The 15747-nt window shown below is 64.2% G+C and carries 15 protein-coding genes; 9 read left to right on the top strand and 6 right to left on the bottom strand.

The genetic code is table 11. From position 1 onward, the window contains the following. Positions 1–49: 49 nt before the first annotated feature. Both OB916_RS13445 and ppc read right to left on the bottom strand, forming a co-directional pair. Positions 50–505 carry a universal stress protein gene (locus OB916_RS13445; RefSeq protein WP_315909810.1) on the bottom strand — a complete coding sequence of 152 codons (456 nt, stop codon included), beginning with the start codon at positions 503–505 and terminating at the stop codon, positions 50–52. 179 nt (positions 506–684) lie between these two features. Then, positions 685–3384, bottom strand: coding sequence for a phosphoenolpyruvate carboxylase (ppc, locus tag OB916_RS13440; RefSeq protein WP_315909809.1), 2700 nt, complete (start codon positions 3382–3384; stop codon positions 685–687). 552 nt (positions 3385–3936) lie between these two features. On the opposite strand from ppc, the gene OB916_RS13435 reads away from it, so the two are divergent. The 4 genes from OB916_RS13435 to porB are packed head-to-tail and all read left to right on the top strand — an operon-like array spanning position 3937 to position 6959. Beyond that, on the top strand, positions 3937–4476 hold the full coding sequence (locus OB916_RS13435; protein ID WP_315909808.1) for a pyruvate ferredoxin oxidoreductase subunit gamma: 540 nt from the start codon (positions 3937–3939) through the stop codon (positions 4474–4476). Next, the gene (locus OB916_RS13430) at positions 4473–4766 is read left to right on the top strand and encodes a 4Fe-4S binding protein (RefSeq protein WP_315909807.1); all 294 of its coding nucleotides are present in this window, start codon (positions 4473–4475) and stop codon (positions 4764–4766) included. The genes OB916_RS13435 and OB916_RS13430 overlap by 4 nt, the downstream gene beginning before the upstream one ends. Before the next feature lies 1 nt (position 4767). After that, positions 4768–6000, top strand: coding sequence for a pyruvate ferredoxin oxidoreductase (locus OB916_RS13425; protein ID WP_315909806.1), 1233 nt, complete (start codon positions 4768–4770; stop codon positions 5998–6000). Continuing rightward, the gene (gene porB / locus OB916_RS13420; protein WP_315909805.1) at positions 6000–6959 is read left to right on the top strand and encodes a pyruvate synthase subunit PorB; all 960 of its coding nucleotides are present in this window, start codon (positions 6000–6002) and stop codon (positions 6957–6959) included. The genes OB916_RS13425 and porB overlap by 1 nt, the downstream gene beginning before the upstream one ends. Before the next feature lie 51 nt (positions 6960–7010). Here porB and OB916_RS13415 read toward each other — a convergent pair whose 3' ends face one another. The 3 genes from OB916_RS13415 to OB916_RS13405 form a co-directional block, all read right to left on the bottom strand. After that, complete coding sequence (locus OB916_RS13415; protein ID WP_315909804.1) at positions 7011–7838, bottom strand: MBL fold metallo-hydrolase; 828 nt, start codon at positions 7836–7838, stop codon at positions 7011–7013. Positions 7839–7895: 57 nt separating this feature from the next. Beyond that, on the bottom strand, positions 7896–8426 hold the full coding sequence (locus OB916_RS13410) for a DUF21 domain-containing protein (protein WP_315909803.1): 531 nt from the start codon (positions 8424–8426) through the stop codon (positions 7896–7898). A gap of 398 nt (positions 8427–8824) precedes the next feature. Continuing rightward, complete coding sequence (locus OB916_RS13405) at positions 8825–9469, bottom strand: FAD-dependent oxidoreductase (RefSeq protein ID WP_315909802.1); 645 nt, start codon at positions 9467–9469, stop codon at positions 8825–8827. A gap of 133 nt (positions 9470–9602) precedes the next feature. Here OB916_RS13405 and OB916_RS13400 point away from each other — a divergent pair, with 133 nt between their 5' ends. Together OB916_RS13400 and OB916_RS13395 are read left to right on the top strand one after the other, a co-directional pair. Then, positions 9603–11357, top strand: a complete 1755-nt coding sequence (locus tag OB916_RS13400) for a 2-oxoacid:acceptor oxidoreductase subunit alpha (RefSeq protein WP_315909801.1) — start codon at positions 9603–9605, stop codon at positions 11355–11357. Next, positions 11354–12217, top strand: a complete 864-nt coding sequence (locus OB916_RS13395; RefSeq protein ID WP_315909800.1) for a 2-oxoacid:ferredoxin oxidoreductase subunit beta — start codon at positions 11354–11356, stop codon at positions 12215–12217. The genes OB916_RS13400 and OB916_RS13395 overlap by 4 nt, the downstream gene beginning before the upstream one ends. Here OB916_RS13395 and truA read toward each other — a convergent pair. Continuing rightward, positions 12211–13035, bottom strand: a complete 825-nt coding sequence (gene truA, locus OB916_RS13390; RefSeq protein WP_315909799.1) for a tRNA pseudouridine(38-40) synthase TruA — start codon at positions 13033–13035, stop codon at positions 12211–12213. The two genes, OB916_RS13395 and truA, sit on opposite strands and share 7 nt — an antisense overlap. A gap of 130 nt (positions 13036–13165) precedes the next feature. On the opposite strand from truA, the gene OB916_RS13385 reads away from it, so the two are divergent. The 3 genes from OB916_RS13385 to OB916_RS13375 all read left to right on the top strand — a co-directional run bounded on the left by OB916_RS13385 (position 13166) and on the right by OB916_RS13375 (position 15746). Next, positions 13166–13615, top strand: a complete 450-nt coding sequence (locus OB916_RS13385) for a hypothetical protein (RefSeq protein ID WP_315909798.1) — start codon at positions 13166–13168, stop codon at positions 13613–13615. 77 nt (positions 13616–13692) lie between these two features. Further along, complete coding sequence (gene hisA, locus OB916_RS13380; RefSeq protein ID WP_315909797.1) at positions 13693–14430, top strand: 1-(5-phosphoribosyl)-5-[(5-phosphoribosylamino)methylideneamino]imidazole-4-carboxamide isomerase; 738 nt, start codon at positions 13693–13695, stop codon at positions 14428–14430. Between the two features lie 56 nt (positions 14431–14486). Then, the gene (locus OB916_RS13375) at positions 14487–15746 is read left to right on the top strand and encodes an MgtC/SapB family protein (protein WP_315909796.1); all 1260 of its coding nucleotides are present in this window, start codon (positions 14487–14489) and stop codon (positions 15744–15746) included. Position 15747: the final 1 nt, after the last annotated feature.

The following is a 15747-nucleotide window of genomic DNA, read 5'->3' as shown; positions in this document are numbered from 1 at the left end:
GGCGCTCTCTCTTTCGAGCGCTGGTTGCTGGCAGCGTAACAGCCGCGTGTTACTCCATGTCTGGGCCGCGCACGAACGTCACCGGGCAGGGAGCGTCGAGCATGACGGACTGAGCCGTCGACCCGAACACGGCCTTGCCGGTCGGCGATCGCTTGCGGCCGCCGACGATGACCCGATCGGCTCCGACTTTCTCCGCTAGCTCGACGATCTCTTCGGCGTGATCGCCGACTTCCCCGCGGATCGTGTAGTCGATCCCGGCCTCGTCGAACAAATCGGTCATCGTCCGAACGGTCTGGTGGCGTTTCGCGACCTCGTTGGGATCTGCCAGGTCGTCGTCGAAATCCAGCCGCTCGGCTGCTCGCCGGAACTCGCTTTCGGTGAATACGTGCGCGATGACTACCTCAGCACCGGCCGGCTTCCCGACCTCGACGACTGCCTCCGCGAGTTCTTCTGCGCGATCGTTGTCGTCCGGTCCGACTGCTAGCAGGATTGTGTGAAGCGTCATTCCTCTCGGATATGTTTTCCCGGACGTAAATAAATGGTTCTATCCTTGCACTATTCGGGTGGCGGAATTATTACAGCGTATCGAACGACCGGCAGTGAGGCAGACAGCGGCGAGCCGTCGGCCGGATCGTCGGCGAAGAAAACGGCGACAGATCGCGTCGGCCGCCGCAGCAGACAGCGCTATCCGGTGTTTTTCATGCCGGCAGCGATGCCGTGAACGGTCAGCCGGAGCGTCTGCTTTTCGGTTTCCGTGAGGTGGCTCTGGGCCAGCAGCCGGGTCTGGAGGAGGTTCAGCGGATCGACGTAGGGGTTGCGACGTTCGAGGTTCTCTTCGAGCCACTCGCGGTGGGTCAGACTGTCACGCTGCGTGATCTCGAGGACGAGGTCGACCGCGTTCTCGTATTCCTCGCGGATGGTCGGGAAGACCTTCTCGCGGAGATCGTCCTCGGCCAGATCGGCGTATTCCTGGGCGATCTCCATGTCGGTGCGGGCCAGTGCCAGTGCCGCGTGATCCAGGATCGTGTTGAAGAACGGCCACTCGTCGTACATCTTCTGGAGCGTCTCGATGTCGCCACCGTTGTCGAGGTAGGCGTTCAGCCCGGAGGCCAGCGAGTACCAGCCAGGAATGATACAGCGAGCCTGCGTCCAGGAAAACACCCACGGGATCGCCCGCAGGTCCTCGACGCTGCGCTCTCCGCTCCGTGAGGCCGGACGCGAGCCGAGATTCAGGTTTTCGATGACAGTGATCGGCGTCGCCTGCTCGAAGAACGAGACGAACCCGTCGGTCTCGAGCAGTCCCCGGTACTCCTCGCGGGCGGCGTCGGACGCGGACTCCATCGCTGACATCCACTCGTCGGGGATCTCCTCGACGGGGTCGTGCATGGCGTTGTGGCGCGCCTTGACCTGCGCGCTGGCCATCTGTTCGAGGTTACGCTCGGCGATGCTGTCGTTGGCGTACTTTTCGGCGATGGCTTCCCCCTGTTCGGTGAACTTGATCTGCCCATTACAGGTCTCGTTAGGCAGCGCCAGCATCGCCTCGTGCATCGGGACGCCGCCGCGAGAGATCGACCCCCCACGGCCGTGAAACAGTCGCAGGTCCACGTCGTAGTCGTCGTGAATGGCGGCCAGTCGCTTCTGGTTGCGGTACAGCGACCACTGTGCAGCGAGGTAACCGTTCTCCTTGTTGGAGTCGGAGTACCCCAGCATGATCTCCTGGGTATCATTCCGTGCTTCGAGCGCCTGCGCGTAGGCTTCGTTCTCGAACAGCGTCCCCATGATCCGTCGTGCGCCCGAGAGCGCGTACTCGCTCTCCAGCAGCGGGACGATGTCGAACCCACAGTAGCCCGGCAGGTCGACGATCCCGGCCTGGTCACCGAGGAACAGCACCTCCAGTCCGTGACTGGGCTCTTCGAACCAGCTGATCGCGTAGGTGTCGATCGCGTCGACGCCGTACTCTTTCTGCCACTCGGCCGTCTCCTCGAACCGTCTGAGTACACGCTCGGCATCGTCGGAGAGCCCCGCTCTGTCCTCGATGTCGATGACCGGCCGATCCTGCAGGATCGCCTCGGTCAGGAACTCCTGGCGCTCCTGTTCGTCCATCCCCTCGTAGTCGATACCCTCCTGCTGTTCGAGGGCTTCGGCGATGGCATTGGTGTGCATCCCCCTGTGGTCGCGCAGGTCGAGACTGGCGAGGCTGAACCCGAACGTCGCGACCTTCCGAATCAGCGGTTCGACGTACGTCTCGGAGATCTGGCCGGCACCGTTGCGTTCGAGGCTCTCATCGATCGCCTGCAGATCCTCGAGGAACTCCTCTTCGTCGCTGTAGCCGCCCGAGCGAACGTCCGAAACCCGCATTACCGACTCGCGCATCAGCTTGAGCTTCTGTCGGTACGGTTCGTCGGGGTAGCGCTCTTCGGCCTCGGCGGCGACGCCCGGCAAGCGTTCCCGATGGGCGTCGAGTCGCTCCTGGAAGCGTTCCCCGACGTCGATCTGGCGTCCGTCCTGAGTCAGCACGCCCGAGAGTTCTTTGAGACGGTCGCGGTACAGCTGAAGGACGACGTCACGCTGTCGTTCGAGCGTCTCGGCGGTGACCTCGGGCGTCACGAACGGATTGCCGTCACGGTCCGAGCCGGCCCACGAGCGGAACTCGTAGAGCTTGGGGACCTCGACCTCGGACTCGTAGACCTCATCCAGTGCCCACTCGAACTCCTCGTAGACCTCGTCGATGACGTCGAACAGAACGTTCTCGATGTACCACTGCACGTTCAGTGCTTCGTCAGTGACTTCGGGACGACGATCCCTGACCTGCGGCGTCTGCCAGAGGCTCGTCACCTGCGCGCGGACGTTTTGACGGATTCGCCGATCCTCGTTGTCGGTCAGGCGGACCTCGTCGAGTTCCTCCAGGTTGCCGGCAACGTCCCGGAGTTTCGCCTTGACCGTCTTCCGTCGAGCCTCGGTCGGATGGGCCGTGAACGTCGGCTGGATCAGCACGTCGTCGAGGATCGACTCGACAGTCTCCGGATCGACGTCGTTCTGGTACAGGTATTCGGCGACTTCCTGGACGCTGTCTTCGAGTGTCCCTTCCTGACTTCCCTCCCGGATCTCCCGGACGCGCTGGCGTTCTTCCGCGAGATTGATGAGTTCGAAGTAGGTAGTAAAGGCGCGTGCGATAACGTCCTGTTTTTCCGGGGAGAGTCGATCGAGCGTGTCGTGAATCGGCTCGCGGCTGTCGGCCTCGCCACGACGGTAGTGGATCGCGGCATTCCGAACCGTCTCGACGAGGTCGAACGCCTCTTCCGAGCTTTGTTGTTTGATAACTGATCCCAGGAGCTCTCCCAGTTCCCTGACGTCCTGGTTGATCTCTCTGGCGTGCAAATTCATACCACCCTCTGACAGGGGCTAAGGTATAACGTTGGCGGATCAGGACGGACGTATCATAGTATTGTTCGTTAACAACCGCGCTCAGCAGGGAGCGATACGGATCGTTTGGCCCCAAGCCCGGGTTTCTGGACGATTGGGATATCCTAATATAATATATTTTATTATAATATCCCCGGAGTGTGGCCACGCCAGGCCATGGTATATCATGCCTCCATTCATACCCAAATATTGGGGGTGAGATGCACACTATCGACTGTCGACTCGTGGAACGGTTTGACTGGTATGTGACGGCGTCTCCAATTACGTATCTGTCACCACCGGGGTTAAGCGCCGCGGGAAAGTTGATAATTGATAATTTTAGAATCTATAATGGTTTTCCCTACGATGATGAACGTTCCTGAAGCATACTCGGCTATCTCTTAAACACCCCGTATTTTGGGGGTCAAATGGTGAGTGGTTGGAAAGCATAAGAGAATCTACGGTGGTCCAGGCACCGACGGTCTGCGTCGGTGTGACTGTCAGGGGCCATCTCCATTCCCGGAGGGACACACGATGTACCAGATCAGAATTCACGGACGCGGTGGGCAAGGGTCAGTTACGCTTGCCCAGCTGCTCGCACAGGCAGGCCACGAGGACGGCATCTGGTCGCAAGCGACACCATCGTTCGGTGTCGAGCGACGCGGAGCACCCGTCGAGGCCTACGTGCGGTATAGCGACGAAAAGATCACCGAGCGGAGTCACGTCGAGGAGCCGGACTGCGTCATCGTCCAGGACACCAGCTTGCTGGAGTACGTGGACGTGACCGAGGGGCTCAGCGACGACGGCATCCTGCTCGTCAACACCGACGCCGATCCCGAAGACGTCGACATCGACACCGACGCGGAGATCGTCACCGTCGACGCGACGGAGATCGCGCTGGAGAACCTCGGGCGACCGATCATGAACACGGCCCTGTTGGGTGCCTTCGCGGGTGCGACGGACAAGTTGAGCACGGAGAGTCTCGAGGCCGTCATTACCCGCAAGTTCGAGGGTGAAATCGGACAGAAGAACGTCGCAGCCACGACTGACGCGTACACGGAGGTACACGCATGAGCGACACGCAAGACCCATACGAGAATCTGAAGATCACGACAGGCGTCGTCGCGGAACCGAACACGTCCCGTGCGAACAAGACCGGCTCCTGGCGGGAGTTCAAGCCGGTCATCGACACGGACGCCTGTATCGGCTGCGGACAGTGTGACACGTACTGTCCCGATCAGGCCGCCAAGCCTGTCGAAGGCGAGGACTTCTACGGCTTCGACCTGGATTACTGCAAGGGCTGTGGCATCTGTGCGGAGGTCTGTCCGACCGACGCCATCGAAATGGTACGTGAGGTGAAATAATATGGCGCAAGCAGATCAGCAGAACCCTTCGGACGAACAGGAAGTGATGAAAGGGACGTCGGCGGTCGCGAAAGGCGTCATGGCCGCCAACCCCGACGTGGTGTCGGCCTACCCGATCACGCCCCAGACCGGCGTCGTCGAGAAACTCTCCGAGCTGGTCGCCGACGGCAAGCTCGACAGCGAGTTCATCAAGGTCGACAGCGAGTTCAACGCCGCGTCGACGTGTATCGGCGCGTCGGCAGCGGGTGCCCGTGCGTTCTCGGCCACGTCGAGCCAGGGCCTGAAACTGATGAGCGAGCCGCTGTTCACTGCGGCCGGCATGCGCCTGCCCATCGTGATGGCGGTCGCCAACCGGTCGCTGTCGGCTCCGCTGTCGATCTGGGCCGACCACACCGACGCCTTCGCCGAGCGCGACGGCGGGATGTTGCAGTTCCACGCCGAGGACGTCCAGGAAGCCATCGACCACGTCCTGCTGGGCTTCCGCGTCGCCGAGCAGGTCAATCTGCCGGCGCTGTCGAACTTCGACGGGTTCATTCTGACGCACGTTCAGGAACCCGCGAACATTCCGACCGAGGAGGAAGTCAGCGAGTTCCTCCCGCCCCGCGAACCCGAATACACGCTCGACCCGTCCGACCCGAAGACGATGGGGGCCTACGCTCGCCCCGAGCACTGGACGGAGAGCCGCTACGAGATCCAGCGGGCGATGATGGAATCCCGGGAAGTCTGGGCCGACGCCGTCGAGGAGTTCAAGGACGTCTTCGGCCGGGATTACACCGAGTACGGCGGCATGCTCGACACCTACTACGCCGACGACGCCGATCACATCATCGTCGCGATGGGTTCGATCGCCGGGACCATCCGCAACGTCGTCGACGCCTACCGCGAGGACGGCGAGAAGGTCGGTATGGTCCGGCCCCGCGTGTTCCGTCCGTTCCCGGCTCCGGAACTGCGAGACGCACTGGCTGACGCCGAGAGCGTCGCCGTCCTGACCAAGGAGATGTCGCCCGGCTACGAGAGTGCCTTCGCCGGCGAGATCAAGGGTGCGCTCTATCACGCCGAGAGCCAGCCCCCGGTCAAGAGCTACGTCCTGGGCATGGCCGGCCGCGACGTCAAGCCCGAGGACATCGCCGACATCATCGAGGACGTCAAGACGGCGACCCCGAAGATGGACTTCGACGAGAGCGAATCGTGGCCGCAACTGCGCCCGGAACTCCTCAAGGGAGGGGATGCATAATGAGCTCCGATCTGCAAGACCAGGACTACACCGACGAACTCGAACACGGCGAGGAACTGTGGAACGCCGGCCACCGCGCGTGTGCCGGCTGTGGCCCCGCGCTGGCGATGAAATACATCACCGAAGCAGCGGGCGAGAACACGATCGTCACGAACGCCACCGGCTGCATGGAGGTCGTCTCCACGCCGTACCCCGAGAGCTCCTGGGGGACCAGCTACATCCACAACATCTTCGAGAACGCCGCGAGCGTCGCGGCGGGGGTCGAAGCCGCGTATAAATCCTTCGACCGCCGCGATCCCGAGCACCTGGACGTTCAGGACAGCGACGACCTCAACATCATCGCCATCGGTGGCGACGGTGCGACCGCCGACATCGGCTTCCGCGCCCTGTCCGGGATGCTGGAGCGTGGCCACGACGTCCTCTACATCATGTACGACAATGAGGCGTACATGAACACTGGCGTCCAGCGCTCCAGTCAGACGCCCTTCGGCGCGTCGACGACCACCTCGCCCGCGGGCAAAGAGAGCATCGGGAACGACACGAACAAGAAAGACATGGCCTCGATCGTCGCCGACCACGGTGCCCCGTACGTCGCGACGGCGTCGATCTCCAGCCCCCACGACTTCAAGCAGAAAGTCGAGAAGGCCCTGGAGATCGACGGGCCGAAGTTCATCCACGTCTACGCGCCCTGTCCGGTCGGCTGGGGCTTCGACTCCGCGAAGACCATCGACCTCGCCGAAAAGGCCGTCAAAACCGGTCTGTTCCCCGTCTTCGAGATGGAAGACGGCGAGATCACGAGCGTCAACAAGATCCGCGACCGCGAGCCGATCGAGGAGTGGCTCGAACACCAGGGCCGGTTCAAGCACCTCTTCAAGGACGAAGAGCAAGGCGAGGTCGGGATCGAAGAACTGCAGGAATGGATCGACAATCGCGCTGAAGACCTCGGGCTAGACGCCTAGGACCACATTTTCTGTTCCCGCCGGTCGTTCGCGGGAGAAGACTGCCTCAATTCACAGATCGATCCGGTCGCCGATCTCGACGACCTTGACTTGCCTGGGATACCCGAAGCTCCGGGCGTGGTGGTGCAGCACGGCGGGATCAGCGTTCAGTCCCTTCCACATGTCCCAGTGTGTCGGCACGAGCGTCTCGAGCTGGAGTTCGTTGGCAGCTTCGATGATCTCGTTTTCGTCGCTGTACCACTTCGTGTACTTCGGCTCACGGGTCTGTTTGTCGCGGATCATACCCGCACTCCCGAACGCCAGCGCGGCCACGTCGACGTCGTATTGCTCGCCGACGGGTTCGAACGCGCCGGGTCTGGCGTCGCCGCCGTGAACGAAGGTCCCGGCGTCGTGCTCGAAGACGTACGCGACGGGGTGGGTCGCGTCGGGGTCGTTCGCGGGTTCGACGCTGATCGTCAGCGACCCGAGTTCGAAGGTGTCACCCTCGCTCACCTCGACGAACTGGTCGTCGTCGAGGTCCCACCGTTCGCCCCAGTCGGCCTCGCGTGCGGCCGCGAGACTGTCGTCGGGGGCGTAGAACGGGGCGTCCGAGTCAGACAGGATCGGTCCGGCCGACTCGCCGTGGACGTGATCGGTGTGCTCGTGTGTCGCCAGCACTGCGTCGGCAGAGCCGACGTCCTCGGGGTCGAACGGCACCGGGATCATCCGGACAGTGCGAGGTGGGTCGCCGGTGCCGACGTATGGATCGACGAACACCGTCGTCCCGTCGTCGGCCTTGAGGACGAACCCGTTGCAGCCGAGATACCAGATCGCGACACCGTCTGGGTCGGCATCCTCGATTGCGCGTGGGAGCCAGTCTCCCCAGTCGCTGTGTACCATACCAGTCGATCCGGCGCGGGAACGGCTAAGCGTTTCGAACCGACAGAACGAAGCGAACTATCTGCGGCTCGATCGATCCGTGTACGGCTTTTCGATGTGCTCCTCGACAGTAATGAGGGCGCTCATACGGCGAGTGATCCCGTCGAACAGCGTGATGAGCGGAGAGAGCACACGCTCGACGAGTCGAATGGGTGACGCAATGGTCAATGCCCAGTGTTTAGCGTTCCCGAGTCCGAACGCTTTCGGAACGATTTCGCCGAATACCAGGATGAGAAAACTGGTGAGCACTGTCGCAACGATGATTGCCGGGCCAGGTGAGAGATAGCTAGCTACGAGAACGGTCGTGATGCTTGAAATCGCAATATTCACGATATTATTTCCGACCAGCAGCGTCACGAGAAGACGATGTGGATTGTCGTGCAGGTCTTTTAAAACGTGCGCCCGTCGATCGTCCGTTGTCGCCTGCTGTTCGATCCACTCCCGAGGTAACGAGAAAACCGCCGTCTCCGAACTCGAAAAGAACGCGCTCATCGACAGAAGTAGAACGATTGCCATCCCTCCGGCTATCACTATTAGTAGACTGCTCATACAGCTCATACGGACTGTCACTGCAAGAGCCCACTGACTGTCCTGTGTCGACGGAGAATGTACATCGTGCAGATGGTTCTATGCCACCGTCTGGGAACGAATGTGGACGATCAGTATGTGCCAAAGAGGCTGTCAGCCGAGCAGTAGTGCAGAGCGGTCAGGATGCCGACGCGCGGTCTCGTCCGCGCGTCCGGGGAGGAACGGGGCGCGGTAGCGTAGTGTTGCAGGGCGGTGCGGCCGCGGTTAGCGGTGCGGTTCGTCGCGGCCACGGCGGCCGCGACTGCGAAAAGCGTCGGCGTAACCCGGGCGGATGCCGCGCCGATCGGCGCGGCACCGCAAGGCGGGCCTGGTGGACATGAAAAGGGCGAGCAGCGGTCGCCAGACCGCCGCGAGGGCTTTCAGCCGAAGTTTTCGATCTTTGCGTCGTCCGTGTCGCCACCGGCCGCTTCGAGCGCATCCATCGCGACGTCCAGGAAGTCAGCGAACCCGTAGACGAACACCTGTACGTCCCCGTCGACGGCATCGAGCGCGGCCGCGACGTACTCGGTCAGGTCGGCGTCGTCCTCGACGATCCGGACGAAGGCACCCGCCTCGGACAACTCGTCCAGCCGAGCGCGGTGGATCGGGGCGTCGTCCCGATAGACGATCGCCGCCCCGTGGCCGCTGGCTACGGCGCGTTCGCCGATGCCGACCGCGGGACCGACGCCGGGGCCGCCGGCCAGCACGAGGGCGGCCGTCTCGCCCTCGTAGTAGGCGTCGCCGAACGGGCCGGCGACGGGCACCGCGTCTCCGGGCACCAGCTCGGCGAGCAGCGGCGCGACTGCACCGTCGGGGTCGATGCCGACCGTGATCTCAAACGTTTCCTCGACGTCGGGCGAAGAGATCGTGTAGAAGCGCGACTGTTCGCCGTCATCAGTGTCGAGGGTGAGCTTGACGAACTGTCCGGGGCGAGCGGAAAAGGCGGGTGGCGTCTCGAAGGCGACCGCGATCGAGTCCGGGCCGACGGACTCGACCGACGCGACAGTGAGTGACGTTCGATCCATGCCGTCTCCTTCGGACGGCCGCCGAATGGTCCTTTCGGAAGGGACGATTCCGGAACATGAAAACGTCAGCCCGGCGGTAACGGTTCGGGGTTCCAGAAGGCTTTTCGCCGGCCGGTTTGAAATCTTCCCCATCATGCATGAGGATCTCAACTGGGCCATCGGTGGCGAAGCCGGCGACGGGATCGACTCGACGGGCAAAATCTTCGCTCGTGCGCTGTCTCGCGCCGGACGCCACGTCTACACTTCCAAGGACTTCGCCTCGCGCATCCGGGGCGGCTATACGGCCTACAAGATCCGCACGGCAGTCGAGCCGGTCGAGAGCGTCGTCGATCGGCTGGACGTGTTGATCGCGCTGACCGAGCGGACGATCGACGAGAACCTCGCGGAACTCCACGAGGGGAGTGTCATCATCTACGACGGCGAGCAGGCGACGATGCAAGGCGTCGACGTCCCCGAGGAGATGATCGGACTCGACGTCCCGCTGCAGCGTCTCGCCGAGGACGCTGGCGGGGCGATCATGCGAAACGTCGTCGCGCTCGGGGCGGCCTGCGAAGTGGCGGCGTTCCCGATCGAGAACCTCGACGAGGCGCTGGAGAAACGCTTCGGCGACAAGGGCAGGGCGATCGTCGAGAACAACAGAGAAGCGGCTCGACTCGGCCAGGAGTACGTCCGCGAGAACTACGACCACGACTTCGGGTACGGCCTGGAGACGACCGACAACGACTACGTCCTGCTGAACGGCGACGAGGCGATCGGCATGGGCGCGATCGCCGCCGGCTGTCGGTTCTACGCCGGCTATCCGATCACGCCGGCGACGGACATCATGGAATATCTCACGGGCCGGATCGAACAGTTCGGCGGTGCGGTCGTCCAGGCCGAGGACGAACTCGCGGCGATCAACCTGGCGCTGGGGGCTGCCCGGGCCGGCGCGCGGTCGATGACGGGCACGTCGGGTCCGGGGATCGACCTGATGAGCGAGACGTTCGGACTCGTGGCAACGACGGAGACGCCGCTGGTGATCGCGAACGTGATGCGCTCGGGCCCCTCGACGGGGATGCCGACCAAACAGGGCCAGGAGGACCTGAACATGATGCTCTACGGCGGGCACGGCGAGATCCCGCGGTTCGTCCTCGCGCCGACGACGATCGCGGAGTGTTTCCACAAGACGATCGAGGCGTTCAACCTCGCCGAGAAGTACCAGGTACCGGTCTATCTCACGGCGGACCTCTCGATGGCCGTGACAGAACGGACGTACGAACCCGAGGAGTTCGACATGGACGCCGTCGAGATCGAGCGCGGGAAGGTCGTCGACGGGGGAGACGTCGAGGAGTGGCTCGACGACCAGGGCCGGTTCCGTGCCCACGCGGCGACCGAGGACGGGGTCAGCCCGCGTGCGTTCCCGGGGACGACTGACGGCGCGCACATGACGACCGGGCTCGAACACGACGAACTCGGCCGCCGGACTGAAGACGAGGACGTGCGCGTCGAGCAGGTCCAGAAGCGCCAGCGAAAAGTCGAGACAGCGCGCGAACGAGAGGACTTCGAGCCCAGGGAGTTCGGCGATCCGAACGCCGACACGCTCGTGCTCACGTGGGGCTCCAACGAGGGGGCGATCCGCGAGGCGATGGCACAGCTCGATGAGGTGTCGGTCCGGCTGCTCTCGGTACCGTACATCCACCCGCGGCCGGACCTCACGGAAGCAGTCGAGGCCGCCGAGGACGTGCTCGTCGTCGAGGCGAACGCGACCGGGCAGTTCGCGGACCTGATCGAACAGGACACGCTGGAACGCGTTCAGCGCATCAACAAGTACACCGGCGTCCGCTTCAAGGCCGACGAACTGGCTGCGGAGATCCGTGACGCTGTCGCGAAGACGGAGGTGACACAATGAGTTCCGACGTTCACTTCACAGACTTCAAATCCGACAAGCAACCGACCTGGTGTCCCGGCTGTGGCGATTTCGGGACGATGAACGGCATGATGAAAGCCCTCTCCGAAACCGGCAACCACCCCGACGAGACGTTCCTCGTCGCGGGGATCGGCTGCTCGGGCAAGATCGGGACCTACATGCACAGCTACGCGCTGCACGGCGTCCACGGTCGTGCGTTACCGGTCGGTACAGGGGTCAAGATCGCCAATCCCGACCTCGAAGTGATGGTCGCCGGTGGCGACGGCGACGGCTACTCGATCGGCGTTGGGCATTTCATCCACGCCGTCCGCCGGAACGTCGACATGACCTACGTCGTCATGGACAACCGCATCTACGGACTGACGAAGGGCCAGGCCTCGCCCACCTCTCGGGAGGACTTCGAGACCTCGACCTCGCCCGAGGGGACGAACGTTCCGCCAGTCAATCCCAAAGCGCTGGCGCTGTCAGCGGGTGCGACGTTCATCGCCCAGTCCTTTTCCTCGGACTCACAGCGACACACCGAACTCGTCAGGCAGGCCATCGAACACGACGGGTTCGGGTTCGTCAACGTCTACAGCCCCTGTGTGACGTTCAACGACGTCGACACCTACGACTACTTCCGTGGTTCGATCGTCGATCTGGAAGACACCGACCACGACTCGGGTAGCTTCGATCAGGCGAAAGATCGGATCCTCGACAGCGACAAGGAGTACATCGGCGTCCTCTACCAGGACGACGACAGCGTCCCCTACAGCGAGCGCGAGGGAATCGAGGGAAGCATGGCCGACATTCCGGACGGTGCGCCCGACGGCGCGACCGATCTCGTCCGGGAGTTCTACTGATCGGGACGGTATTCTGTCTCTGCTATTCCGTCCCGGATCGAACGGGCAACCCGTGCCCGCGAGCGCAGCTGCTCGTGGCGCTGTCCGAACACGTCTCGCGCGCTTTCGATCGCGTCTCCGTCGATTCGGAACGACAGGTCGGGATAGACGACGTCGGTCAGCACGAGCGGCTCCGGCGGTGCCGGGGCGACGCCCTCGGGGCCCGGAAGCGACCCGGGACCGAGCACGCGTTCGATCCGGTCGCGGTCGCTGTTCCCGCGAGCGAACGACGCGAGTAGCGTCACCAGCCGCCTGACGAGCTGGCGGGCGAATCCGCCGGCCCGGAACGTGAGTTCCAGGAACGGCCCGTCGCGGTCGACGGTAATCGAGAGATCCCGAACAGTTCCGGTCTCGTCGGGCGTGAGGTTGTGGAAGTCGTGTTTACCGGCGAGCAGGTCAGCACCCTCTTCGGCTCGCGCTCGGTCGACAGCCGGGGCATAGAGGGAGTACGTGTAGCCCCGCTCGACGGCGTCGTGGGTGGCGTGAAAGTCGTTCGGGGTGTCGGCATGTGCCCACGCGCGGATGTCCGCTGGAAGTGCGCTGTTGAACGCCGCCGGCGAGAGCCATTCGGGGGCCTCGAACGCGACCGTCTGGGCGAGCGCCGAGACGCCGGCGTCAGTTCGGCCCGCAGCGGCGTATCCCGGCGGTGTGTCGCCTTCGAACGGTACGTCCAGTTCGCGAAGGGCGGAAAGCAGCGCGTCGGCCACTGTCGACACGTCGGGCTGGCGCTGGAACCCGTGGAAGGGGCTGCCGTCGTAGGCGATCCGAAACGCGCGCATACCGACTGTTCACCGGGGATCGAAAAGACACGTTCGGTCCCAGCCGGCCCCGGACACGTCCCGGTACCGGGAGATGCCTGCTGACACGGGTCAATACGAGTTCATATCGACCGGCCGCGTCTGTCACCGCATGGAAACGACTACGTCACCACCGCACTCACAGATCCGCCCCTCGTGGCGTGGACTTCTCGGACCGGCACTGGCCGTCTGGGCCGGGTTGGCCGTCGTCGCGGTGCTCAACGGGGCTTTCCGCGAGGGGGTGCTGGTCCCGTCACTCGGTGACTCGGGGGCACACGTTCTCAGCACGCTCCTGCTCACGGCCGCAGTCGCGGTCATCGCAGCGCTGTACGTCAGCCGATTCGCCCGCGACGCCGATCGGCGGACGCTGCTCGCCGTCGGCGGCCTCTGGATGGTTCTGACGCTCGGGTTCGAGTTCGGGTTCGGCCATTACGTCATGGGGAAATCCTGGAGCGTCCTGCTGGCCGACTACAACGTGCTGGCCGGCCGGATCTGGGTGCTCGTACCGGTGACGCTGCTCGTCGCTCCGTTGATCGCCGCGCGATACTTCCAACGGAGATAGCGACGGGCCGGGCGTCCGGATCGGCGCTGGCAGACAGAACCGAACTCGTTTTGCCCCGGCTGCTCCCAGAGAGAGACATGTTCGAACAGTTCGAAGTCGTCCCTGCCGTCGACATGCAGGACGGCCAGGTCGTCCAGCTGGTCGGCGGGGAACGCAGGACCGGAAAGACATACGGCGATCCGGTCGAGGCCGCCCGGCGGTGGGTCGATGCGGGCGCACGGACGCTGCACCTCGTCGATCTCGACGGCGCGTTCGAGGGCGAGCGCGAGAACGCCGCCGCGATCGAGGCGATCCGCGAGGCCGTCGACGTCGACATTCAGCTCGGCGGCGGGATCCGGACCGTCGAGGACGCGGCCGGGCTCCTCGCGGCGGGCGTCGATCGGGTCATCCTCGGTACGGCGGCGGTCGAGAACCCCGAGATCGTCGCCGAGATCAGCGACGAACACCCCGAAAGCGTGCTCGTGAGTCTCGACGCCAAGGACGGCGAGGTCGTCGTCTCGGGCTGGACCGAAGGGACCGGTCTGGACCCGGCCGAGGCTGCCGGGCGATACGAGGACCTCGGGGCCGGCGGGATCCTCTTCACTGACGTCGACGTGGAGGGACAGCTCGAAGGCGTCCGGACGGAGCCAGTCCGTCGGGTCGTCGAGGCCGTCGAGATCCCGGTGATCGCGAGCGGCGGTGTCGCGACAATCGAGGACGTGCAGGCGTTGCAAGAGGCGGGCGCGGCCGCGGTCGTCGTCGGCAGCGCGCTCTACGAGGGAGCGTTCACGCTCGAAGCGGCGATGGACGCCGTCGAGCAGGTACGCGATTCCTGAGATCCGCACGAAGCCGGCCGGTCGTTTGACAATACCCGAGCCGAAACGTCTAGACGATGGTCGATCCAGTCGCGGACCCGCTGGCGGAAGTCGTCCTCCACCTGCTGGTCGCGTTCGGGCTCGGGGCGCTCATCGGGATCGAGCGCGAGCAGAGCGAGTCCGCGGGTGCGATCGCCGGCAGTCGGACCTTTCCGCTCTTTGCGCTGTACGGCGCGCTCGTCTGGGGGTTCTTTCCGGACGCGCTACCGATCGCACTCGCCGTGCTCGCGGTCCCGCTGACGGTCGCGTACGTCGCCCGGGTCATCTACGAGGGGGACATCGGACTCACGACGGTCGCGGCCGCGCTGCTGACGGTGCTGCTCGGCGCGATGACGATGCACTCCCAGCAGGGGGCCACGCTCGCGGTCGTCGTCGGCGGGGCCGTCACCGTGTTGCTTACGATCAAGGACCCGATCCACGAGTTCGCCGATCGGATCGAGCGAAGTGAACGGCGCGCCTCGGCGAAGTTCGTGCTCGTGGTGCTCGTCGTCCTGCCCGCGCTTCCCGACCGCGAGGTCGAGGCGCTGTACGGCCTCAATCCGCGGTTCGTCTGGCTGATGGTCGTGTTCGTCACCGGGCTCGGATTCGTCGCGTACGTGCTCGGGCGGGTGCTGGGAACGGAACGCGGGATCGCGATTACGGGCGTCGTCGGCGGGTTCGTCTCCTCGACGGCGACGACGGTCTCGATGGCGGAAAAGACCGTCCAGAACGCGGCGCTGTATCACGTCTGTGCCTTCGCGGTCGTGACCGCTTCGATCGTCATGTTCCCGCGAGCGCTGATCGAGGTCGCGGTCGTCAACCCCGCGTTGCTGTCGAGCGTGGCTGTGCCGCTGGGAGCGATGACGCTCGTGGGGACGGTCGCCGCCGTCGCGCTGTACTGGCGGACGACCGCCGGGGAGACAGTCGAGGCAGAAGAGCTAGAGAATCCGTTTCGGCTTCGGCCGGCACTACTGTTCGGCGTGATCTTCGCTGTCGTCCTGCTCGTCTCCGAGTACGCCAACGAGTTGCTCGGCGCGTCCGGGATCTACGCGACGGCCTTCTTCTCGGGGCTGGCCGACGTCGACGCCATGACGCTCACGTTGAGTCGACTCGCCGCGAACGGAACCGTCTCCGCGGAGGTCGCGACGACGGGGATCGTCATCGCGGCCATCGCCAACACGTTCGTCAAGGCCGCGCTGGCGTGGGCGCTCGGGACGCGAAAGCTGGGGCAACTCGTCGCGATCGTGCTGGGGATCGTCGCCGTGAGCGGCGTGGCGCTGCTGGCTGTTGTGGTCTAGG

Origin of the sequence: Halapricum hydrolyticum (assembly GCF_025517535.1) — an archaeon.
GTDB lineage: Archaea > Halobacteriota > Halobacteria > Halobacteriales > Haloarculaceae > Halapricum > Halapricum hydrolyticum.
This window is presented reverse-complemented; position numbering and strand designations above follow the sequence as displayed.

Excerpts from the sequence above, each read along its gene's own strand:
- OB916_RS13395 (WP_315909800.1), top strand. The coding sequence starts at position 11,354 with ATGAGTTCCGACGTTCACTTCACAGACTTCAAATCCGACAAGCAACCG.
- OB916_RS13400 (WP_315909801.1), top strand. The coding sequence starts at position 9,603 with ATGCATGAGGATCTCAACTGGGCCATCGGTGGCGAAGCCGGCGACGGG.
- OB916_RS13430 (WP_315909807.1), top strand. The coding sequence starts at position 4,473 with ATGAGCGACACGCAAGACCCATACGAGAATCTGAAGATCACGACAGGC.
- OB916_RS13445 (WP_315909810.1), bottom strand. The coding sequence starts at position 505 with ATGACGCTTCACACAATCCTGCTAGCAGTCGGACCGGACGACAACGAT.
- OB916_RS13425 (WP_315909806.1), top strand. The coding sequence starts at position 4,768 with ATGGCGCAAGCAGATCAGCAGAACCCTTCGGACGAACAGGAAGTGATG.
- truA (WP_315909799.1), bottom strand. The coding sequence starts at position 13,035 with ATGCGCGCGTTTCGGATCGCCTACGACGGCAGCCCCTTCCACGGGTTC.
- OB916_RS13415 (WP_315909804.1), bottom strand. The coding sequence starts at position 7,838 with ATGGTACACAGCGACTGGGGAGACTGGCTCCCACGCGCAATCGAGGAT.
- hisA (WP_315909797.1), top strand. The coding sequence starts at position 13,693 with ATGTTCGAACAGTTCGAAGTCGTCCCTGCCGTCGACATGCAGGACGGC.
- ppc (WP_315909809.1), bottom strand. The coding sequence starts at position 3,384 with ATGAATTTGCACGCCAGAGAGATCAACCAGGACGTCAGGGAACTGGGA.
- OB916_RS13375 (WP_315909796.1), top strand. The coding sequence starts at position 14,487 with ATGGTCGATCCAGTCGCGGACCCGCTGGCGGAAGTCGTCCTCCACCTG.
- OB916_RS13435 (WP_315909808.1), top strand. The coding sequence starts at position 3,937 with ATGTACCAGATCAGAATTCACGGACGCGGTGGGCAAGGGTCAGTTACG.
- OB916_RS13410 (WP_315909803.1), bottom strand. The coding sequence starts at position 8,426 with ATGAGCAGTCTACTAATAGTGATAGCCGGAGGGATGGCAATCGTTCTA.
- porB (WP_315909805.1), top strand. The coding sequence starts at position 6,000 with ATGAGCTCCGATCTGCAAGACCAGGACTACACCGACGAACTCGAACAC.
- OB916_RS13385 (WP_315909798.1), top strand. The coding sequence starts at position 13,166 with ATGGAAACGACTACGTCACCACCGCACTCACAGATCCGCCCCTCGTGG.
- OB916_RS13405 (WP_315909802.1), bottom strand. The coding sequence starts at position 9,469 with ATGGATCGAACGTCACTCACTGTCGCGTCGGTCGAGTCCGTCGGCCCG.